A 21,265-nucleotide genomic window follows, 5' to 3' on the forward strand; every position below is an offset into this window, starting at 1 on the left:
GTCACCAGTCCCCAGTCCCCAGTCACCAGTCCCCAGTCACCAGTCACCAGTCCCCAGTCCCCAGTCCCCAGTCCCTAGTCCCTAATTCTGCACATCCACCCAGCGGCGGTAAAGCTTTTGAATTTGTTTTAACAGTGGGTTGTAAATTGGTTGAGTAGAATCATCGGATTTACTCAACTCCTCCAATCTAGTCAGTAGTTTAGCTTCTTCAATGGCTACTTCACCATCACTGTAAATCAATCCACTGATAGCTTCAATCAGAGTTTCACATTCTTCTAAACTGGGGCGATCGCCCAAATATTCTCTCACCCATTCATAACATTGATTTGGTTTAACTGGTACTAATTCATACAGCCAAGGCTTAATCTCTGGGTCAGTAGCTAAACCCTTAGCTTGAGCTATTTCCCGCAGATATTGTCTTTCCTCCGGCTGGATTCTACCATCAATCCAAGCTGCTCCAATCAGAATTTTAACTAGATTTTTAACATGAGAATTACTAACCATTGTTGCCTCCTCCAGTAGATTCGGTCTTTCATCAAATGGTACAATCCCTAGCAGTATTCACTCGGAATCCTTGGTTTTTCTTAAACGCACCATGAAAAAACCATCCATATCCTGTTCATGAGGCCATACCTTCAACCACCCAGAGGGAGAAACATCAACAAAATCAAAGCTAGGATGTTCAATTTGCCAATGGGAATTTTTTTCTAAAAAGTTTGTAATTACTTCTTCATTTTCCTCTGGGTGTAATGTACAAGTAGCATAAACTAAAATCCCTCCAGGCTTGACAAAATTTGCAGTATGTGATATTAACTCTTGTTGGATTTGGGCTAATTCATGGACAGATGCGGGAGTTTGTCGCCAACGCGCATCAGCGTGACGGTGCATAGTTCCCAAACCGGAACAAGGAGCATCTAATAATACACGGTCAGCGATGTTATGAAATTGGGTAAAAGTGCGACTATCCCCCGTGCAGATTTCGATAGATTGTAAATTCAGACGTTTGGCATTTTCAGTAAGTTTGCGTAAACGAGAAGCAGTTTTATCACAAGCGTAAATTTTACCCTCATCCCCCATTAACTCTGCAATATGGGTAGTTTTTCCCCCTGGTGCTGCACAAACATCAATGATCACCTCACCGGGTTGGGGATCAAGCAAATGACCTACTAACTGGGCGCTACTATCTTGTACACACCACCAACCATCTTGAAAACCTGGTAAATTTTGAATTGCACCCGTACTACTAATTAATCTTAAACCTTGGGGTAAATGGGGAATTTTTCTGACTAAAATACCAGCATCTTTAAAAGTTAATTCTACTTTTTCTAAGTCACTTTTAAGAATATTAACTCTTAAATCAATAGTCGGGGTTTGATTCATCCATTGACAGAGTTTTTCTGTTTCCTCAAAACTCAATTGTTTTAACCAAACTTCAATGATCCAATTGGGGAAACTATATAAAATTCCTAATCTTTCTACAGGATTTTCTGGTAATTTTAAAGGTTCTGATGAAGTTTCTGCAAGTCGTAAATATTGCCGTAAAAACCCATTCACAAAACCAGTTAAACCAGAAAACCCATTGGTTTTTGCTAGTTCTACCGTGGTGTTGACAGCAGCAGAAACAGGGATTTTTTCTTGATAACGGAGTTGATATAAACCCAGATGTAAAATTGTCCGCAGGTCTGGTGGTTGTTGGTGAGATTTTTTAGTACCAAGTTGATTAATAATAGCGTCTAAAGTGCGTTGTCTTCTCACACTACCATAGACTAATTCTGTCATTAACCGACGGTCATTGTCCGGTAATTGATACTTTTGTAATACACGGTCGAGGGCTACATCAGTATAAGCTCCTTTGTGTACTTCTTTGAGGGCGGTAAATGCAGCTTGACGGGGGTTAGACATGGGAAGTGATGAGATATATTTTAAGCTGTTGTGCATTTAATTTGTATAAGTGGAACAGGCATCTTGCCTGTTAAACAAGAGTTCAGAATATTAGGATTATACAATTTAGCTGTGTAACAGCTTAACAGCCAGGGAATAAATTCCCTGTCTTATAGCGGAAGTCGGTTAAAACCGACTATTTTCAATTCATTAATTAGATATTTTCACATCAATTATGATTGAAGTTTGAGTTAATTATAGTAGGTTTTAACCTACTTGAGCTATTAGCCCGGAAATTGATTTCCGGGTCATTTTTAATTTTCCCATGATTTACGCAAGATGGGAGTAAAACCCTGATTATTGGGTAGGGGTAATTCATGAATTACCCCTACTTTCGTTATGTTTTGTGTAAGTTCTATTTTCCTATTCTTCTTCCTCATCTTCCAGAATTTTCAACAGTTCATCTTTAGATTCTTTCGCCATATTTAAACAAGTCATCGTTGCCAAAGCACCAGCACTTCCTGTTAAAGCAGCTTCAGATAATTTATTGAAATAGACTAAACCCACTCCAGATAAAGTAATCATAGCTGAAATAGCAGAGACAGACAAAGCAACATTAAAAGTTAACTTTGCTTGACGAAGGAGTTCGTTCTGAATTGATTCTTTCATGGTTTTGACTACCTTTGATATCAATGTGTTTTTCTTGTTTCCTGTTTTTATATTCTCATGAATTTCCAGACATGAAGTCTATTGAAAGTATAGAGATAGGTCTATTCAAAGTAGATATAAAATAAAGTATATTCAAGGTATATTAGAGGTATATTGAAAGTACAAATATCTAATTTATCTCATTTAACAATGTCAATTATGCTAGTTTTAAATTATGTTTAAAAAGTCTTTCATGGTGTATCCAAAACCCTCTGATCCCCCTAACCCCCCTTGATAAGGGGATTTAGGGGGATCTACAAATATTGAACCCACATTCCGCACTTCGCTTTGTAATACATGAAAATTACGAAAATTGGGGTTAATGGTAGTTGAATAGCGAACTGCTTGCAGCAGCGCTTCGCTATCGCCGAAGGGCTATAATTCATACGTTTAAATACTGAATAATATCAACATTTTTTGTAAAATTTATTGAAGTATTAACGTATTACACTTTGAAGTGCGGAAAGTCGGTTTTAGTCTACTAAAGTAGACTTTCGCTATGAGACTGGGAATTAATTCCCAGGCGGATAATGACGCAAACCGGGAAATAATGGTAAAAAAATATTAACTAGACTATTTTTACCAAAAATCAGTTATAATTCTTACTAAAATCTCAACAACATCTATGACTTGGCAAGAATTTCTTAACCAACAAGCAAATATTCAAGGTTTATCTGTTGAAGAGAAAACAACTTTATTAACCGCACTACCTCACCCAGATGCACAAATTAATCAAACACAACTCAGGTTAAAATTAAACATAGCAGAATCTACTGTTAAACTTCGCCTACAAAAGATTTATGAAAAATTTGAAACTGTCTATGCTAAACTGAGAGAAAAAGACGGTGCAGGTAAATTTGAAAAATTACGAACTTGTTTAAAACAGCAATATCATCAACCTCAATCAGAAGCAACAGTAAAAAATCCTATTTCCGATAAATCTATCTCACCAGAATTTCAATCACTAATTACCGAGAAAACCCAATCCTTCTGCGGTCGCGGATTTGTATTTGCTGCCTTTCAAAACTTCACCAACACCAATAAAAAAGGCTATTTTACAGTTATCGGTGATGCGGGAATGGGCAAAAGTACCATCGCTGCAAAATACGTTTCTGAAAATAACGCAATCTGCTATTTTAACGTCTTGGTAGATGGTCGTAACCGTCCTGAATTATTCCTGGAAAGCATTCGTAAACAACTAATTAACCGCTATCAAATCACAAATGTTGAAAACGCTGATTTATCAACATTACTGGTAAAAGTAACAGAAAAACTAAGCGAGAATGAAAAATTAATCATTGTCGTGGATGCACTGGATGAAGTCAACCAAGAACCAGGACCGGAAAATATTTTATATTTACCCAAAACCCTACCAGATAATGTTTACTTCTTGCTGACACGACGACGCTATGAACCTAGTAAAAAACGACTTTATACAGAAGGTGTAAAACAAGAAGAATTAGATTTGACTGACAAAAAGTATGATGCAGAAAATGCAAAGGACATTCAAGAATATATTCGCTTTTGTTTAGAAAATGACCCAGAACATAAAAATGGCTTACAAAATTGGATATCCAACAGAAAAATCACCCCTGATGATTTTGTGCAGAAGTTAGCAGACAAGAGCGAAAATAATTTTATGTATTTGCGCTATGTGTTACCAGCAATAGCAGAGGGTGATTATGATGATGTGAATTTAACTCAATTACCACAAGGTTTACAGAATTATTATCAAACTCATTGGGACAGGATGAAAATGAATGATTCATCTAAAGAAATGAAAGTAATGATTCTGTTTACCTTAGTGGAAATTGCCACACCAATTCCCTGTGAGATGATTTTTAATATTCTCCATCAAGATGAATATGTTGTACAGGATGTTTTAGATGAATGGATTGAATATTTAAGAACATCAAATATAGATGGAGATATTTGTTACAGTATCTATCATGCTAGTTTCTTAGATTTCTTGAAAGCAAAAAGAGAACTACAAGCAACCCGCAAGTTATTTAAAGAAGTAAATCAGCGCATTGCGGATTATTTAGAACAGGATGAGGATGACAATGAAACAAATTGAAAAAAAATCCTCTGCCCAAAAATTACATAAACAAAAAATTCGTCTGGCTAGATATCCTTATAGTTTGGTTAATTCTGGTCAGTATGAAAAATATTTCCAAACCCTCACAAATTATCCATTCATATCCGCCAAAATCAATCATCCTGAATTTGGCATCCAAGCATTAATAGAAGATTATGATTTACTGGATGATACCCAAACCAAAACCCACCCAGACCAAACCAAAACCTTAAAATATATTCAAAGTGCTTTGCGACTGTCTGCACACATAGTCACCCAAGACAAACAACAATTACCCAGTCAATTATGGGGAAGGTTACAAGCTATCCACACCCCAGAAATTCAAACCCTATTAAACCAAGCACAAACAAACCACCCTCACCCTTGGTTGCGTCCCCTCACTCCCAGTCTCACCCAAGCAGGAGGAAGCTTACTCCGCACTCTCTCAGGTCATAGTAGTTGGGTAAACGCAGTAGCAGTGACAGCAGACAATCAACGGGTGATTTCTGGTTCATCTGACAATACTGTCAAGGTGTGGAATTTACAGACCGGGGAAGAACAGTTCACCCTTAAAGGTCATAGTAGTTCGGTATACGCAGTCGCAGTCACAGCAGACAATCAACGGGTGATTTCTGGTTCTTGGGACAATACTGTCAAGGTGTGGAATTTACAGACCGGGGAAGAACAGTTCACCTTTAAAGGTCATAGTAGTTCGGTATACGCAGTCGCAGTCACAGCAGACAATCAACGGGTGATTTCTGGTTCATCTGACAATACTGTCAAGGTGTGGAATTTACAGACCGGGGAAGAACAGTTCACCCTTAAAGGTCATAGTAGTTCGGTATACGCAGTCGCAGTCACAGCAGACAATCAACGGGTGATTTCTGGTTCTTGGGACAATACTGTCAAGGTGTGGAATTTACAGACCGGGGAAGAACAGTTCACCTTTAAAGGTCATAGTAGTTCGGTATACGCAGTCGCAGTCACAGCAGACAATCAACGGGTGATTTCTGGTTCTGATGACAATACTGTCAAGGTGTGGAATTTACAGACCGGGGAAGTACAGTTCACCCTTGAAGGTCATAGTAGTAGGGTAAACGCAGTCGCAGTCACAGCAGACAATCAACGGGTGATTTCTGGTTCGTATGACAATACTGTCAAGGTGTGGAATTTACAGACCGGGGAAGAACAGTTCACCCTTGAAGGTCATAGTAGTTTGGTAAACGCAGTTGCAGTGACAGCAGACAATCAACGGGTGATTTCTGGTTCGTATGACAATACTGTCAAGGTGTGGAATTTACAGACCGGGGAAGAACAGTTCACCCTTAAAGGTCATAGTAGTAGGGTAAACGCAGTCGCAGTCACAGCAGACAATCAACGGGTGATTTCTGGTTCGTATGACAATACTGTCAAGGTGTGGAATTTACAGACCGGGGAAGAACAGTTCACCCTTGAAGGTCATAGTAGTTTGGTAAACGCAGTTGCAGTGACAGCAGACAATCAACGGGTGATTTCTGGTTCGTATGACAATACTGTCAAGGTGTGGAATTTACAGACCGGGGAAGAACAGTTCACCCTTAAAGGTCATAGTAGTAGGGTAAACGCAGTTGCAGTCACAGCAGACAATCAACGGGTGATTTCTGGTTCTGATGACAATACTGTCAAGGTGTGGAATTTACAGACCGGGGAAGTACAGTTCACCCTTGAAGGTCATAGTGGTTGGGTAACAGCAGTAGCAGTGACAGCAGACAATCAACGGGTGATTTCTGGTTCTTGGGACAATACTGTCAAGGTGTGGAATTTACAGACCGGGGAAGAAATAGCTACTTTCACAGGTGACAGTGACTTTCTTTCCTGTGCGGTTGCACTTCCCAATCAATTCACAGATACGTTAACAATTGTCGCCGGTGACGCTGGGGGAATGGTGCATTTTCTAAAGTTGGAAAATGGGGGAGAATAAATTTATGAACTCCACCCCCAGACCACCAACGGTTAATAATTACCTGGATACTCAGCAACAATTCACGGCAGTTATTAACACCAAAAGCACGAATTTTATCGGTCGTGAGTTTGTTGTTACTGAGATTAATAATTTTCTGAACCGCTATAACCGGGGTTATTTCACAATTATCGGACCACCGGGTAGCGGTAAAAGTGCCATAATTGCTAAATATGCTCAGGAAAATCCTCCCAAAAATTACCAAGTGATTTATTACAACGCGGAGTTAGAGGGGAAAAATCACGCTGCGGAATTTTTAACTTATATATGTTGTCAAATTATCGCCAAGTTTCAAAATCTATCCCTGCCAAATTTACCGGATAACGCAACAGAAGGAAGTTGGTTTTTATCATTGTTACTACAACAAATCAGCGATAATTTATTACAGACAAATCAATTACATCAAACAAACCAAAAATTAATTATTGCCATTGACGGGTTAAACTGCATCAACCGCAACTTACAACCACCAGGAACAAATATTTTTTATCTTCCCCGCTACCTCCCCCAAGGAGTGTATTTTCTCCTTACCCGTCGTCCGTTTTTATCAAGTAATTCTGGTTTATTAATTGAAGCACCAGTACAAAGTTTGAATTTAGCAGATTATCCAGAGGAAAACAAACAAGATATACAAAATTATATTCAAACAACCCTAAATTCTCCCCCCTTTTTAAGGGGGGTTGGGGGGGATCTAAAATCTTGGTTAAATACCCACAAAATCAACGAAAACGCCAATAACTTTAAATACATCAGCGCAATCTTAACCGCTATTACTGACGGTTTCTATACCCAAACCCAACAAATACAAACATCATTCCCACCAGCATTAGAAACCTACTATCAACAACATTTAGCCAAAATGCTAGATTGGGAAAATCAAGATTTACCCCTAGCTGTTTTGCAAGTCTTAGCCGAACAAACACAACCCATATCAGTGACAGATATTGCTAATTTATTAGATGCTGATGAATTTGATGTAGAGGAAATTTTAGAAGCTTGGTTTGAGTTTTTAAATGTAGAAATTAAATCTAATGTTTCTGTTTACAGTTTATATCATGATAATTTCTGCCAATGGCTGAAAGGATATCTCAGAAGTATCCAAATTAATCGAGATCCCCCCTTATTAAGGGGGGAAATTAATCAAAGTCCCCTTTTTGGGGATTTAGGGGGATCTACAAATAAAGGTGGGTAACACAGACGCTAACCCACCCTACGATTTATAAATTCATAAAAGAATCTATACTACCCACTTCAAATTCACAAGCCCTAGAAATTGTTTCTGGAGGTAATTTATCAAAACTAACTAATGGCAAGAAATCAGGATTATCTATGAGTTCTTTCCCTAATAAATATCCTGCTATTGTCCAAGTTTGATATTTCCGCGCTTGTTTACCAATTAATCTACCTTTTTTACCATCATAATATTCTGGCCATTCATCTTCACTCAATCGCGCTTTAGCAATTTCTATTGCTTTTCTAGCCATACCAGTTTTATTAGTTTTCACTGCTGCTGCGGCTAACATCCACATTAAAACAGGCCAACTTCCGGCATTATGATAGGACCAAGGTATATTTTTCGGATCGCATCCTGTCACCACTCTATATTCTTCATTCTCTAAAGCTGGGAAACAGATTTTCATGGGCATATCTCCTACCAAATCATCCCATCTTTTTTCAATTAAATTCATAATTGCTTGTGACTGTTCTTCTGTGGATAAATCACAAATTACAGCCATTAAATTTCCCAGGGTAAAAAAGCGAGTATCTAATTGAGATGGTCCGACATTACCAGCAAAATAACCGCCTTTTTTCGGTAGCCATTTATCTAGTTCATAGTAAGGTAAGGAATCAGCATAAATATTGAATAAATTCACCGCTGTTTTCCCATATTCTTCACTTTTAAAGCGATAAATGGCATTCAAACGATTCAGATCTATCCAGTAGTGTTTGCGAATATGTCCACATAACAAAGGTAATCTATTATCAATTGCTTCAACAATATCTTGATTACCTTGACAAATTAATAACTCACGGGCTACACGCAAAGCCGCAAAAAATAGCACTTGAATTTCTAAAGGATGTCCATAAATTCCCATGCGTCTATCAATCATACACGCACCATCAGGAACTAATAGAGTGGGGTACATATCAAAACGATTTGCCAAACAGATTTCCATAATTAACCGGATACCTGTTTGAAATTCCGGTTGATAAGCTAGAGTATAATCATTAGTAGCGACTACATAGGCACGTAATAAAATCAACCACCATAAACAAGAATCAACAGGTGTGACTCTAGCGATCGCGTGTTCTCCAAAATCAGCTTCTAAATGTTCTTCCCCATTAATAGTCACAACTTTAAAGCTGGCTGGAATTAAACCCCTACCCGGTTTATAAGCATCCAACGCCTTTTCTTTAGGCTGTAATTTTAATGTTTCTTCCAGGAAGTTTTTAACAATATTTGTTTTGCCTTTAATCAGAAAAATCAACGCTGAAGAAACAAAATCTCTAATGAAACATTGGTCATAATTCAATGCTTCTACGGATGGATCATAAGCCGCTAAAGTACCAACAGGACGACCTTGATAGTAAAGTATTGAATTTTCTAGTGCCTGCCACGCCTCTTTTTCTATAGTTTCACTTGTAGTTTTACTTGTGGTTTCCCTTGTGGTTAATTCATTTAGTTGCATCGCCAGAATAACTCCATTAAGATAGTGAATTTGTGGTGAATGCGGCTTTATTTCTCATGAGTATTTGCTATGTTCAGCAGCATATAACTTGAGCAATAGCAAATAACAATCATTAGTAGCAATCCTCAAACAAAATCAGTTACAATTACTGATTATCAGCAAATTAATTAGGTCATAATTAGGGGTTGCTGAGAAAGTTTTTCCGTGAGGGCATAGGAGTCAGGAGTCAGGAGTCAGGAGTCAGGAGTCAGGAGTCAGGAGTCAGGAGTCAGGAGTCAGGAGAAGATTTGAAAATTTCTTTGCCATCTCTTGAAATCCCAAAAAATGCACACTTTTTCCCTTCTCCCTGACGATTAATGAATCGGTGTTCTAGCTATTCACATCAAACAATACAAAAAATATTCATCAGAAAAATTACAGCAAAATATACAAGATATATTTTGAGATTCCGCATTATCCCATAAAAAAATCTAGGATAGTGCTTTTACAAACAAAAACATACCCCCCATGCTGTTTTAGGATCGTAATAATGAAGTTCCAACCCCTTACAGTATATTTACTTGACAATGATTGACTGTTTGCAACTGCTGGTTAAATTATTCCCCTTTAACTTAACAATTTATAACGTTTTTTCGCAATATGCAATATAGATCATTAAAAAATTTAAAATGTCAATTTTCTGGAAAATTTCGACATTATAACCCAATCATCAAACCAAATCACAAATAACTAGCTCATGCTGCTAAATTCACCAAAAATCTACCAGACATGAATCATAATATTTCATGCTGCTATTTTTCGTAAATTCTGTCACATTAACTACATATTACCCTATATTACCCTTGAATTTTTAAATCAGATTAATCAACCCCTGTTAACATTAACAAGCCTCTGAAAATGTTGATAAGCTTGATTAATTACTTGCATTGCAGCTTTAGCAGTATCCGTATTGTTAATATCAGGATGATATAATCTCGCTAATTTTCGGTAGGCAATTTTTACATCTTCACCATGAGCATTTTCATCAACTCCTAAAATTTCCCCAGTTTGTCAATTCCAAAGTTTGATAATTCCGTCTTTACTACAACTAGCAATAGTTTTACATTCTGGATGAATAGCAATAGATAAAACCTCTGTAGAAGAGTCCATTTCCCAAACTTTTGTTTCCATGCGTTCAAAAACTTGCATGGGAGTTTCTTTAAATTCAGGACTTACGCAAAAGGAAACGAAAGTAGGGGTAATTCATGAATTACCCCTACGCAAGAATAAGGTTTTCAGTCACATCTTGCGTAAGTCCTAAAATTGAGAATTATCTAATAAGCTGTTACACAGCTAAATTGTATAATCCTAATATTCTGAACTCTTGTGGAACACGCATCTTGCCTGTTCCACTTATACAAATTAAATGCACAACAGCTTACTTTAAAAACTCCATAAGTAGCAAGTCCAAAAACCGCACTTATTAGCTAATAGGTAAAAAATGAGTGAAATCAGCACAGAGTAGAAGCTGAAATAATCCAAAAAGCTTATTATGTATAGGTTTTCATTAAATGCGCCCTGCTGGAATCGAACCAGCCTGAAGACGAATTATGAGTTCGTTGCCTCCCCAATCGGCCAAAGGCGCTTGTTGTGTTAGATTTGTCTTCTGTTTAAGTAGGCTTTAAGCTCAACTCTCTGTTATGATTGTAGCTTGAGCAACCTATTTTTAGCATTTGGACAAACACACATCTATGAGTATAGCATGATTTTACCATCTGACGCATAATTAAAAAAATTTTTAGTTTAGGTTTGGTAATTGGTAATTGGTAATTGGTAATTGATAATTGGTAATTGGTAATTGGTAATTGGTAATTGGTGATTGGGAAAATTCTTACCCAGTCCCCAGTCCCCAGTCCCCAGTCCCCAGTCCCCAGTCCCTGCTTTTCTTGACTAATATATAGACTATGTTTTTTTCTGTAATAGCTTGTCAGCGATGAAAATAAATTCCACTGTAGTTCTGACGTTGATTTTGTTAACCCTAATGCTGGGAGCAGGTTCTGTGAGCGCATTTTTGGGTTTTTCGATGGGAAGTTCTGCTCTCAAAGGTGTTTCGTCACCAGATGGTCGCCCCACTAGCAAATTTGCCAGCAATAGGAATAATAACGCCGAATCGGACAGAGTAAATTTATTAAAAGAGGAAGATATTATCAAAGCTGTAAAAGCGCGAATGCAAAATAATAAAACTGATAATAAGGCACAAAAACGAGAGGAAGAAGAAGAAATCACAGCCAAAAAATCTGAGGCTGCCCAAAAGCGCGAAGAAGTAGCAGAAGAAAAACTAGAACCAGGATTTCCAGTTGTGGCTGAGAGCGAAGGCGTAACAATGTCTGTACAATCGGTTCGTTATTCTGGTGGTGATTTAATACTAAGAGTCAAAATGCAGAATCAAGCTAATGATACTGTTAGATTCTTGTATAGTTTTTTAGATGTTACTGATGATAAAGGCAGAACTTTGAGCGCCATTACAGAGGGATTGCCCGCCGAATTACCAGGTAAAGGTCCAACCTTTACAGGTACAATCAGCATTCCTACAGCTTTACTAGATGATGTGAGCAGTGTATCACTGGCGTTAACAGATTATCCCGCCCAAAAACTGAAATTACAGGTATCCGATATTCCTGTGGAAAAATAAAAATGCTATTATTAGCGTTTTAGTATGACAATAATGTTGACGGACTTTTAGATTTTCGCCTTTGGATTTTGAACCCAATATTCAAAATTTCCAATTGAATAACAAACCCCTGACTGTAGGTATGTTTAAACTTTGCCCAATATGGGGTCAATCTAAAATCTAAAATCTAAAATCTAAAATCTAAAATCCAAAATCTAAAATCCAAAATTCTTTAACATAACCTTGAGAGGTGAGTGCTTTTTCTCAGTTAATTTGGACAGATATAGGGTTTAAATTGTTGTCAGTGCTACTGCTGATAGCAATTAATGCCTTTTTCGTTACCGCAGAATTTTCAATGGTGACAGTGCGGCGAACTCGTATCCATCAGCTAGTTCAGGCTGGTGATATACCTGCGATCGCTGTAGAAATGTTACAACGTAGTATTGACAGGTTGTTATCTACTGCCCAATTAGGTATTACCCTTTCTAGTTTGGCATTAGGTTGGATTGGAGAAAGTAGCATTGTCGTCATAGTAAACGCATGGTTACAGTCCTGGCCTTTACCGGGGAATTTGAGTAATTTTCTGGCTCATTCTCTATCAATTCCCATTACCTTTTTCTTACTTGCCTATTTACAAATAGTTTTAGGGGAATTATTTCCTAAATCAGTGGCTATGTTGTATTCCGAACAACTGGCCAGGTTTTTAGGTCCTTCTGTGAAAGCTATAGTCCGATTTTTCAGTCCGGTAATTTGGATTCTCAACCAATCAACCCGTTACCTGTTAAAATTATTTGGCATTGAATACACAGGTCAAAGTTGGAGACCTCCAGTTACACCTGAAGAATTACAATTAATTATATCAACAGAACGGGAATCAACAGGTTTAGAATTAGCAGAAAGAGAACTGTTAAATAATGTTTTTGAGTTTGGAGAAATTACCGCCCAAGATGTAATGATTCCCCGGACAAGCATTATTACTTTACCAGAAGATGCTACTTTTCAAACATTATTACAAGAAATGACATCTACTGGACATTCTCTCTATCCCATCATTGGTGAATCTTTAGACGACATTCGCGGTATTGTTTATTTTCAAGATTTAGCAACACCGTTATCCCAGGGGAAAATGACCTTAGAAACACAAATTTACCCTTGGATTCGTCCCCCCCGGTTTGTCCCAGAACAGACACTTCTGAGCGAATTATTGCCCATGATGCAGCAAGAAAAACCGGCGATGGTGATCGTGGTTGATGAATTTGGCGCTACCGTGGGAATAGTGACAATTCAAGATGTAATTGCTGAAATTATTGGTAATGCAGGTGAACCAACAGTTACTGATGATTTGCTGGTGCAAATGTCAGAAAAACAAACATTTTTAGTGCAAGCACAGATAAATCTAGAAGAACTAAATGAAGTTTTACATATTAATTTACCCTTAGCAAGAGAATATCAAACTTTGGGAGGTTTTGTACTTTATCAGTTGCAAAGAATACCTGCAAAAGGAGAAATATACACCTATGAGAATCTAGAATTTACTATAGTCTCAGTTAGCGGACCACGCTTGCACCAAATCGAAATTAGAATATTATAGCAGGAGTCAGGAGTCTTAGGGGCGAAGCATTCGGGGGAGCAATTAAGCTGTTGTGTATTTAATTTGTATAAGTGGAACAGGCATCTTGCCTGTTAAATAAGAGTTCAGAATATTCAGAATATTAGGATTATACAATTTAGCTGTGTAACAGCTTATCAATTTTATGAACAGCCTATTTTCCTGTAAGGGCGAAGCATTCGGGGGAACAATTATCAATTTTATGAACAGCCTATTTTCCTGTAAGGGCGAAGCATTCAGGGGAACAATTATCAATTTTATGAACAGCCTATTTTCCTGTAAGGGCGAAGCATTCAGGGGAACAATTATCAATTTTATGAACAGCCTATTTTCCGAATGCTTCGCCCCTACGCCCGTACAGGAGTCGGGAGTCGATAGTAAAACCCTTTTGTAGTCAGAGTTTCATGATTATTTGGGGTTTGCTGAATAAACCTAAAACCTTGATATATCAAAGGTTAGAGGCTGATAAACAGAAAAAAAGTGCAAGGGTTTTGAAGGGTATACCGGAAAAAGTGTGCATTTTTTGGGATTTCAAGAGATGGCAAAGAAATTTTCAAATCTCCTCCTGACTCCTGACTCCTGACTCCTGACTCCTATGCCCTCACGGAAAGACTTTCTCAGCAACCCCTATTTGCTCTTAAATACTCTTCTTAGTTGTGTAAAGTTTGCCACCCAGTACCTTGATAACCATAATCAAATATTTCTGGGTGCAATATTTCTGCCAATATTTCCACAGAATCAACTAAACGCGGTCCAGGTCGGTTAAAATAAGCATTACCATCAGTGATGAAAACTCTGCCAGTTTTAACAGCGTGCAGTTTTTCCCACTCTGGACGCTGAGTTAATAATTTCGCTTCTTGTTGAGTCCGTTGTAAATTAAAGCCGCGGGGCATAAAAATAATTACATCGGGGTTAGTAGCAACCAAGGTTTCCCAGTTGATGAGAGCAGAAGGTTTACCCGTAACACTAAACAAGGTTTGTCCACCTGCCAAATTAACTAACTCAGGTATCCAATTTGCAGCCGTCATCACCGGATCAGTCCACTCGATACAAGCAACTGTAGGCATTTCTGCTACAGACAGTCCTTGAACTTTTCGGTTACAAATTTTAACTCTGGCTTCTAAATTTTCAAGTATTTTTACTGAATCTACTCCAAAGGTTTGACCTATTCTCTCAATGTCACCCCACACATCCCGCAGTGTGTTAGGCTGTAAAGAGATAATCTGTGGTGAACTGTGGGTAAGTTGGGTGACAGCTTTCTCTACTTCTGGTAAACTGACTGCTGAGACATCACATTGAGCTTGAGTAAGAATATGGGTAGGTTGCAATTTCTCTAAAACATCTAATTTGATGTTGTAAATACTCAAAGCAGATTGTACTATTTTGTTGACTTGATCATGAATGCTATTGCTAGGAGCTTTACCATTTAACCGTGCTTGTGTGCAAACTGGAAGATGGGAAATTTCTGGGGGATAATCACATTCATGCGATCGCCCAACTATAGCATTTTGCAAACCCAGAGTAGCAGCAATTTCCGTCGCACTAGGAATTAAAGAAACAATTTTTATATCTGTATCTATCATAAGTATTACCTCCTGGGGATAGGAGTTACAGGAGTACAGGAGTTACAGGAGTAGGGGTTTAGCACTGCTAAACCCTTACAGCAGTCAGTAGTCAAGAATAAAAAACGGTTTCAATTTTTTTTACACTTGTTGCTACTTTTATTTTTGCATACTTCCAGAAATAAGATATCTATCTTGAGGATGTTAGCATTTTTATTTAGCGCCCATTTGCGACAATCAGGAAAGGCGATGAAAAGGCGCACAGGTATATACAGGTATATAGGGCTTGCTGAATAAACCTAAAACCTTGATATATCAAAGGTTAGAGGCTGATAAACACAGAAATTAGTGCAAGGGTTTTGAAGGGTATACCAGAAAAAGTGTGCATTTTTTGGGATTTCAAGAGATGGCAAAGAAATTTTCAAATCTCTTCCTGACTCCTGACTCCTGACTCCTGACTCCTGACTCCTATGCCCTCACGCAAAGACTTTCTCAGCAACCCCTATATAAAGTTTGAGTAAATTTTGCTTGTTCTTATCTAGAACACCGATTCATTAATCGTAAGGGCGGATAGCATTCGGACAGAATATGAACTAGTTTCAGCCATAGGTAAGCTGTTGTGCATTTAATTTGTATAAGTGGAACAGGCATCTTGCCTGTTCCACAAGAGTTCAGAATATTAGGATTATACAATTTAGCTGTGTAACAGCTTATCACCCGAATGCTTCGCCCCTACAAAGTTTTGCTCTGGCTTTTCATCAATTATTTTTTCCTCTAGTGAGAAATCCGGGATAGCTAAAGTCGGTTAAAACCGAATATTTTTTATTGGGTTTATATGGATGAGAAATTGATTTTTGGGTTGCATTATTATGCATATCCTATGATTAATTCCCAAATATTCAATTGACCCACATCTGGAGGTGAATTATCAATAACTTGTAATTGCCAATTGCCCCTAGCAGAGATGGAAAGTAATTGTTTAAGGACAGGATGCGATCGCACACTATAAGTCCTTTCTAACTGAGTTTGTTTTCCCAATGTCCGACTTTGTAACAACACTTGTTGATTATTAGGAGAAATTAAATAAATTTCTAAATCTCCTAAAAATTCATGAGTAATATTCACCGTTACTTGAATATCTGCAACAGTGACATTTTCATTCACAGTGATTATACTCCTAATTCCCCTTTTATCATTATCAGGAATTGCCACTATATTTTTATTCTCACCTTGTAGTTGTTTGTTAACACTTGATGTCACTTTACTCAACTGTTGCGCTATACGTACAGATTTAGCAGCATTAACTTTACCATAACCAAACCAAATACAATGACCATTACTATCATAAGTTCCACCCCGCAAACCTAATTGTGGGTCAGGTTCTGGATCAACAATTTTATCAGTGGTTTCTTGTAAAATACGGTTAACTTGTTGAGCCGTTAAATCAGGATTAACTGATAAAATTAAAGCTGCTATTCCAGCGACTACAGGAGTTGCACTAGAAGTACCACCAAAATTATTAGTAAAATTTCCAGGATTATAACCAGCTGCTCCGAGTTGATCTGTAGTAAACATTCCCAAACCAAGAAGAGAAGTATTTATGGTTGGTTGTGTGTAAACAAAACCAGTTTCTTGAAACCACATTCCTGGAGGAGCATTATTACTAGGAGCGCAAACAGAAATATTTTCACCCCAATTACTATAAGCTGCTTTTTTATTTAAACTCGTAGACGCAGAAACCGCAATTACATCTGGATGAACTGCAAAACCACTTAACCAAGCTGTTTTACCTTGTAAAATATTCTTTGGCCAATTTTGCTCATTGATAGTGCCATCAATGGGACGATTAGCATTACCAGCGGCAAAAACAATTACACATCCTTTACCATTTCTTCCTTGAGTAGCAGCGCGGGTAATAGCCGCCTTTTGACGCAAAGATAAAGGAAAATAAACAGCAGAAGCTCCCCAACTACAAGAAATTACACTAGCACCGTGATTAATTGCCCAATTAAATATATCTTCAATAGATTCATCATCTAAATATCCCGTGGTGCGAATTGGCATTAAAGCACAACCAGGAGCAACACCAACAATTCCTTGACCATTTTCTTCGGCTACAGCTATTCCTGCACAAGCAGTACCGTGACTGGTTTCTTGTTCTCCAGGTAAAGGTAAAAAATCATTTTCTTTCAAATCTCTAGGAGCAATAACTTTACCCAAACCTTGAAAATCTGGATGATTTAAATCAAAAGAATCATCCACAACTGCAACCACCACAGAACGCACACCGCGAGTAATATCCCAAGCTTGTTCTACAGAAATATGAGAACCTATTCCTAACTGATTACCGCTATTATGGTTAAGATACCATTGCTGAGAATAGAGAGAATCACTAGGTTTATAATGTGGTTCTTGTTGAATAAAAATATTTGGTTCGGCAGCTAAAACTTCTGGAAGTGCTTGCAATTGGTTGGTAATTTTAATGGGATTTTCTGTGGCTTGTTTGCTAACAAGAAAGATAAATGTATTAGGTAGCCCTGGAACTGATTGATTTTCCATTAAGCTATATGTGGCAGCTATAGTATTAATTTTGGCAGAGTCCACCCAAGTCGCAAATTGAATTGTGATTTGGTCACTTAAATAAACATAAGTACCTGGATTATCTTTAAACTTGTAAACATGACTGGCAAAAGCTACCTTTTCATCAGCCCTTGCTTGGGACATGGCCGCGTCTAACCGGCTAGGTTCAACGGTGAATACTTCTAATTTGGCTCTGGGGATAGTTCGCCGCCAAATGCCCCAAGAAACCTGAGATAATTGTTCAGGAGAAAGTTTGGCTGTCGGACGGATGGTAAAGCGTTCCCAAACTTTTTCTAAAATCAATTCTTCTCCACCACGTTGTAAAACAACTCCTTGGCTGCTTGTGGGTACACCTGTAGTTTGAGAATTAGAGGAATTAAGGCGATCGCTCATCATGGAATACTTGACTGAATATGCAGGGTTACAGGAACTCTATTCAACTGATGTCCAGTCTACATCAGAGAAAGTTGTGATCTAATTTTGCTGTATCTCAAGCACAAACCGAGTTAAGATACCCAAAGTTTCCATAAATTTTTTATAGACTTGTTACAGTATTTGACCCCATGAACCTTACTGCTACTTCTTTATCACTTATTGCAATTCTTAGTCTGCTATCACCTGTACAGGCTCAGGTAATACAGCTACCCGATAACCAAGCACAACCTATTGATGGTAATGAACCTAATACCCTGCGTCCCAACAGCCAAAATAATAGCTTGTTAAGTATGGCAGGTGGCGATCGCCTGATGAAAGAGGCAGAACAAGCTGTTTCCGGTCAAAACTACACCCTAGCTGCTAAAAAACTCCAAGAAGCACGCCAACTTTATAATCAGCTATCTAATTTTTACCAAGATTTAAATGCCAGTTTTTCCGGTATTGACATCAGAGTATCTGATTCTCAACGCAAAAAAGCCCTGGAAACTGCCCAAAAACGCGACGAAGCAACCTATCAATTAGCACTAGTACATCGAGCTTTAAATCAGCCAGAATTAGCAGTACCATTATTGGTTCAAATTATTAAGAGTCAAAACCCCACACGGGAATTAGGTAAAAAAGCTTATCAACAACTGTTTGAATTAGGTTTTGTTGATACCGCTTATCCCAGAAAATAGTTGATAGTTGATAGTTGATAGTTGATTGTGTTATCAACTTCCCCTGCTCCCCTGCCTCTTAACTGTCACCTGTCACCTGTCACCTGTCACCTATTCCCTGATAATAATAGAGAAGTAAGTTTTTTTCAGGAATTGGGATGATTACTCCACAGCAAGTTGAGGACATGATTAAGGCAGAACTGCCAGATGCACAAGTTGATGTGCAAGACTTAACAGGTGGTGGGGATCACTATCAGGTGACTGTCGTTTCATCACAGTTTGCAGGTAAGGGACTTGTACAACAACACCAGATGGTTTATGGTGCGTTGAAGCAAGCGATGTCAACTGAAGCGATTCATGCCTTGGCTTTGAAAACATCTACTCCCGAAGCTTGACTAATTTTAGATTTTAGATTTTAGATTTTAGATTTTAGATTTTAGATTTTAGATTTTAGATTTTGGATTTTGGATTTTGGATTTTGGATTTTGGATTGAATAAATTACATGAAAATGAAAAAATTGCAATCTAATCAAAATCTATAAATCAATCTAATAAATCAATCTAATAAATCAATCTAATAAATCAATCTAAAATTGAATGAACCTTGGAATTTTGAATCTCCGCAAAAAGGAACTAACAACAATGACACCGGAAGTTAAAGAAAAAATTGATAACTTGATCAACAACAATAAAATCATGGTTTTCATGAAGGGAACTAAATTAATGCCCCAATGTGGTTTTTCTAACAATGCGGTGCAGATTTTCAATGCTTTGGGCGTTCCCTTTGAGACTTTTGATGTGCTTTCTGATTATGAAGTCCGTCAAGGCATTAAAGAATATTCTGAGTGGCCAACAATTCCCCAAATTTACATTAATGGTGAATTTTTAGGCGGTTCTGATATTTTGTATGAAATGTATCAACAAGGTAAATTACAGGAAAAAGTAGAAGTAGCACTAGCTTCATAAATTGGTGACTGTGGACTGGGAAGATAGATGGGGAGATGGGGATATCTCACAAGGGTAGGTATTTTACATTGTCGTGAGGGCAAGACAAGGATGACTTGGAAGGACAGTGAACAAGGGAGGAAAACCGTACAAAATCAGATTCTCTTGGTCACCAAAACAGTCCGTCAAAATACCATTGTGCGTATTAAATCTTCCTTGTCTACTTTCCCTCCGTGTCTTCCAGGTCTTCCCTTCACAGATAATATATATAAGATTTGCGTAAATTGGGGGAGAGTATATTTCCGTATAATTGCCAAAGCTGTAAGGAAATCGGAAGTAAATTTTCAAATTGCTGCTTGCCTTGTAAACAATGGTTTGTAAGCTATTGGTAGCTTTACTTATTTCCCAGTGATTTTTTATATTCTCAAGTTCATCAACGGATTATATGAATTCTGCACAAGAACTCAAATCAGAAATTGCTGCCATGCCTAGCTGGTTACGCCGTTCTATTGGTAAAGCCAGTGAAATTTCGACGGTACAACGTATTATTAAGCAGCGTCAAATTCATACTATTTGTGAAGAAGGCCGCTGTCCCAACCGGGGGGAATGCTACGCCCAAAAAACGGCAACTTTTTTACTCATGGGTCCGACTTGCACTAGGTCTTGTGCTTTTTGTCAAGTAGATAAAGGTCACGCACCAATGCCCGTAGACGAGGAAGAACCGCAAAAGGTAGCAGAATCTGTACATTTGTTAGGATTGAGCTATGTGGTACTGACTGCTGTTGCCCGTGATGATTTAGCTGATGGGGGTGCAGGTCATTTTGTCAAGACTATGGCAACAATTCGCCAAATGAACCCAGCAACGCAAATTGAGGTTCTCACACCAGATTTTTGGGGTGGTGCGGGTGTGGGTGAAACTGGTCAAAAGCACAGGATAGCTATGATTGTGAATGCTCAACCGGCTTGTTATAATCATAATGTGGAGACGGTTCGCAGGTTAACAGGTCCGGTGCGACGAGGTGCAAAATACGATCGCTCTCTGGCAGTGTTAGCAACAGTGAAAGAAATTGATGCCAGTATACCCACTAAGTCCGGTTTAATGTTGGGACATGGGGAAACTAAGGAAGAAATAATTGAAACAATGGCGGATCTGCGGGCTGTGGGTTGCGATCGCATCACACTCGGTCAATACATGCGCCCTTCTTTGGAACATCTCCCAGTACAAAAATATTGGACACCAGCAGAATTTGATGAACTGGGGAAAATAGCCCAGGACATGGGCTTTAGTCATGTTCGTTCTGGTCCTCTGGTGCGGAGTTCTTATCATGCTGGTGATTGGTAATTGGTAATTGGTAATTGGTAAAACATAAAATTGATTACCCAGTCCCCAGTCACCAGTCCCCAGTCACCAGTCCCCAGTCCCCAGTCACCAGTCCCCAGTCACCAGTCCCCAGTCACCAGTCCCCAGTCCCC

17 protein-coding genes and 1 tRNA gene are annotated in these 21,265 nt (G+C 38.3%); 9 read left to right on the plus strand and 9 right to left on the minus strand.

Translation table 11 applies throughout. From position 1 onward, the window contains the following. Positions 1-81: 81 nt before the first annotated feature. From H6F47_RS20665 to H6F47_RS20675, 3 genes are all read right to left on the minus strand, one after another. A complete protein-coding gene (locus H6F47_RS20665; RefSeq protein ID WP_190650757.1) occupies positions 82-504 on the minus strand; it encodes a TerB family tellurite resistance protein in 423 nt (140 codons plus the stop codon). A gap of 57 nt (positions 505-561) precedes the next feature. Next, on the minus strand, positions 562-1,902 hold the full coding sequence (locus H6F47_RS20670; RefSeq protein WP_190650759.1) for a 16S rRNA (cytosine(967)-C(5))-methyltransferase: 1,341 nt from the start codon (positions 1,900-1,902) through the stop codon (positions 562-564). Between the two features lie 402 nt (positions 1,903-2,304). After that, positions 2,305-2,550, minus strand: coding sequence for a hypothetical protein (locus H6F47_RS20675; protein ID WP_096565701.1), 246 nt, complete (start codon positions 2,548-2,550; stop codon positions 2,305-2,307). Between the two features lie 664 nt (positions 2,551-3,214). Between H6F47_RS20675 and H6F47_RS20680 the strand changes: the two genes are divergently transcribed. The 3 genes from H6F47_RS20680 to H6F47_RS20690 are packed head-to-tail and all read left to right on the plus strand — an operon-like array spanning position 3,215 to position 7,857. Beyond that, positions 3,215-4,666, plus strand: a complete 1,452-nt coding sequence (locus H6F47_RS20680) for an AAA family ATPase (protein ID WP_242027462.1) — start codon at positions 3,215-3,217, stop codon at positions 4,664-4,666. Further along, positions 4,653-6,626 (plus strand): WD40 repeat domain-containing protein, encoded by a 1,974-nt coding sequence (locus H6F47_RS20685; RefSeq protein WP_190650761.1) that lies wholly within the window; start codon positions 4,653-4,655, stop codon positions 6,624-6,626. Before H6F47_RS20680 ends, H6F47_RS20685 begins: the two co-directional genes overlap by 14 nt. A 4-nt stretch (positions 6,627-6,630) precedes the next feature. Continuing rightward, positions 6,631-7,857 (plus strand): ATP-binding protein, encoded by a 1,227-nt coding sequence (locus H6F47_RS20690; protein WP_242027463.1) that lies wholly within the window; start codon positions 6,631-6,633, stop codon positions 7,855-7,857. A 25-nt stretch (positions 7,858-7,882) separates the two neighbouring features. On the opposite strand, the gene H6F47_RS20695 is transcribed toward H6F47_RS20690, so the two are convergent. From H6F47_RS20695 to H6F47_RS20705, 4 genes are all read right to left on the minus strand, one after another. Continuing rightward, positions 7,883-9,355, minus strand: a complete 1,473-nt coding sequence (locus tag H6F47_RS20695; protein ID WP_190650763.1) for a glycoside hydrolase 100 family protein — start codon at positions 9,353-9,355, stop codon at positions 7,883-7,885. Between the two features lie 864 nt (positions 9,356-10,219). Next, positions 10,220-10,393: a J domain-containing protein gene (locus H6F47_RS28130; RefSeq protein ID WP_272110106.1), complete on the minus strand. Its 174-nt coding sequence runs from the start codon at positions 10,391-10,393 to the stop codon at positions 10,220-10,222. 12 nt (positions 10,394-10,405) lie between these two features. Further along, positions 10,406-10,543, minus strand: coding sequence for a WD40 repeat domain-containing protein (locus H6F47_RS28135; protein ID WP_242027464.1), 138 nt, complete (start codon positions 10,541-10,543; stop codon positions 10,406-10,408). Positions 10,544-10,906: 363 nt separating this feature from the next. Further along, positions 10,907-10,979: transfer RNA gene (locus tag H6F47_RS20705), tRNA-Ile, on the minus strand. Between the two features lie 348 nt (positions 10,980-11,327). Between H6F47_RS20705 and H6F47_RS20710 the strand changes: the two genes are divergently transcribed. Both H6F47_RS20710 and H6F47_RS20715 read left to right on the plus strand, forming a co-directional pair. Then, on the plus strand, positions 11,328-12,026 hold the full coding sequence (locus H6F47_RS20710) for a hypothetical protein (RefSeq protein WP_190650766.1): 699 nt from the start codon (positions 11,328-11,330) through the stop codon (positions 12,024-12,026). Between the two features lie 229 nt (positions 12,027-12,255). Continuing rightward, positions 12,256-13,596: a CNNM domain-containing protein gene (locus tag H6F47_RS20715; protein WP_190650768.1), complete on the plus strand. Its 1,341-nt coding sequence runs from the start codon at positions 12,256-12,258 to the stop codon at positions 13,594-13,596. A gap of 668 nt (positions 13,597-14,264) precedes the next feature. Here the strand turns inward: H6F47_RS20715 and H6F47_RS20720 are convergent. Beyond that, positions 14,265-15,197 (minus strand): cobalamin-binding protein, encoded by a 933-nt coding sequence (locus H6F47_RS20720; protein ID WP_096565689.1) that lies wholly within the window; start codon positions 15,195-15,197, stop codon positions 14,265-14,267. Between the two features lie 846 nt (positions 15,198-16,043). Next, on the minus strand, positions 16,044-18,149 hold the full coding sequence (locus H6F47_RS20725) for a S8 family serine peptidase (protein ID WP_190650776.1): 2,106 nt from the start codon (positions 18,147-18,149) through the stop codon (positions 16,044-16,046). 170 nt (positions 18,150-18,319) lie between these two features. Between H6F47_RS20725 and H6F47_RS20730 the strand changes: the two genes are divergently transcribed. The 4 genes from H6F47_RS20730 to lipA all read left to right on the plus strand — a co-directional run bounded on the left by H6F47_RS20730 (position 18,320) and on the right by lipA (position 21,134). After that, a complete protein-coding gene (locus H6F47_RS20730; RefSeq protein WP_190650770.1) occupies positions 18,320-18,868 on the plus strand; it encodes a hypothetical protein in 549 nt (182 codons plus the stop codon). Between the two features lie 137 nt (positions 18,869-19,005). Beyond that, complete coding sequence (locus tag H6F47_RS20735; protein ID WP_190650772.1) at positions 19,006-19,242, plus strand: BolA family transcriptional regulator; 237 nt, start codon at positions 19,006-19,008, stop codon at positions 19,240-19,242. Between the two features lie 247 nt (positions 19,243-19,489). Continuing rightward, complete coding sequence (gene grxD, locus H6F47_RS20740) at positions 19,490-19,813, plus strand: Grx4 family monothiol glutaredoxin (RefSeq protein WP_190348373.1); 324 nt, start codon at positions 19,490-19,492, stop codon at positions 19,811-19,813. Positions 19,814-20,237: 424 nt separating this feature from the next. Further along, positions 20,238-21,134 carry a lipoyl synthase gene (gene lipA / locus H6F47_RS20745; RefSeq protein ID WP_096565679.1) on the plus strand — a complete coding sequence of 299 codons (897 nt, stop codon included), beginning with the start codon at positions 20,238-20,240 and terminating at the stop codon, positions 21,132-21,134. Positions 21,135-21,265 lie beyond the last annotated feature (131 nt).

This window comes from Sphaerospermopsis sp. FACHB-1094, from assembly GCF_014696195.1.
Classification (GTDB): domain Bacteria; phylum Cyanobacteriota; class Cyanobacteriia; order Cyanobacteriales; family Nostocaceae; genus Sphaerospermopsis; species Sphaerospermopsis kisseleviana.

Excerpts from the sequence above, each read along its gene's own strand:
- H6F47_RS20665 (WP_190650757.1), bottom strand. The coding sequence starts at position 504 with ATGGTTAGTAATTCTCATGTTAAAAATCTAGTTAAAATTCTGATTGGA.
- H6F47_RS20670 (WP_190650759.1), bottom strand. The coding sequence starts at position 1,902 with ATGTCTAACCCCCGTCAAGCTGCATTTACCGCCCTCAAAGAAGTACAC.
- H6F47_RS20675 (WP_096565701.1), bottom strand. The coding sequence starts at position 2,550 with ATGAAAGAATCAATTCAGAACGAACTCCTTCGTCAAGCAAAGTTAACT.
- H6F47_RS20680 (WP_242027462.1), top strand. The coding sequence starts at position 3,215 with ATGACTTGGCAAGAATTTCTTAACCAACAAGCAAATATTCAAGGTTTA.
- H6F47_RS20685 (WP_190650761.1), top strand. The coding sequence starts at position 4,653 with ATGAAACAAATTGAAAAAAAATCCTCTGCCCAAAAATTACATAAACAA.
- H6F47_RS20690 (WP_242027463.1), top strand. The coding sequence starts at position 6,631 with ATGAACTCCACCCCCAGACCACCAACGGTTAATAATTACCTGGATACT.
- H6F47_RS20695 (WP_190650763.1), bottom strand. The coding sequence starts at position 9,355 with ATGCAACTAAATGAATTAACCACAAGGGAAACCACAAGTAAAACTACA.
- H6F47_RS28135 (WP_242027464.1), bottom strand. The coding sequence starts at position 10,543 with ATGCAAGTTTTTGAACGCATGGAAACAAAAGTTTGGGAAATGGACTCT.
- H6F47_RS20710 (WP_190650766.1), top strand. The coding sequence starts at position 11,328 with ATGAAAATAAATTCCACTGTAGTTCTGACGTTGATTTTGTTAACCCTA.
- H6F47_RS20720 (WP_096565689.1), bottom strand. The coding sequence starts at position 15,197 with ATGATAGATACAGATATAAAAATTGTTTCTTTAATTCCTAGTGCGACG.
- H6F47_RS20725 (WP_190650776.1), bottom strand. The coding sequence starts at position 18,149 with ATGAGCGATCGCCTTAATTCCTCTAATTCTCAAACTACAGGTGTACCC.
- H6F47_RS20730 (WP_190650770.1), top strand. The coding sequence starts at position 18,320 with ATGAACCTTACTGCTACTTCTTTATCACTTATTGCAATTCTTAGTCTG.
- H6F47_RS20735 (WP_190650772.1), top strand. The coding sequence starts at position 19,006 with ATGATTACTCCACAGCAAGTTGAGGACATGATTAAGGCAGAACTGCCA.
- grxD (WP_190348373.1), top strand. The coding sequence starts at position 19,490 with ATGACACCGGAAGTTAAAGAAAAAATTGATAACTTGATCAACAACAAT.
- lipA (WP_096565679.1), top strand. The coding sequence starts at position 20,238 with ATGAATTCTGCACAAGAACTCAAATCAGAAATTGCTGCCATGCCTAGC.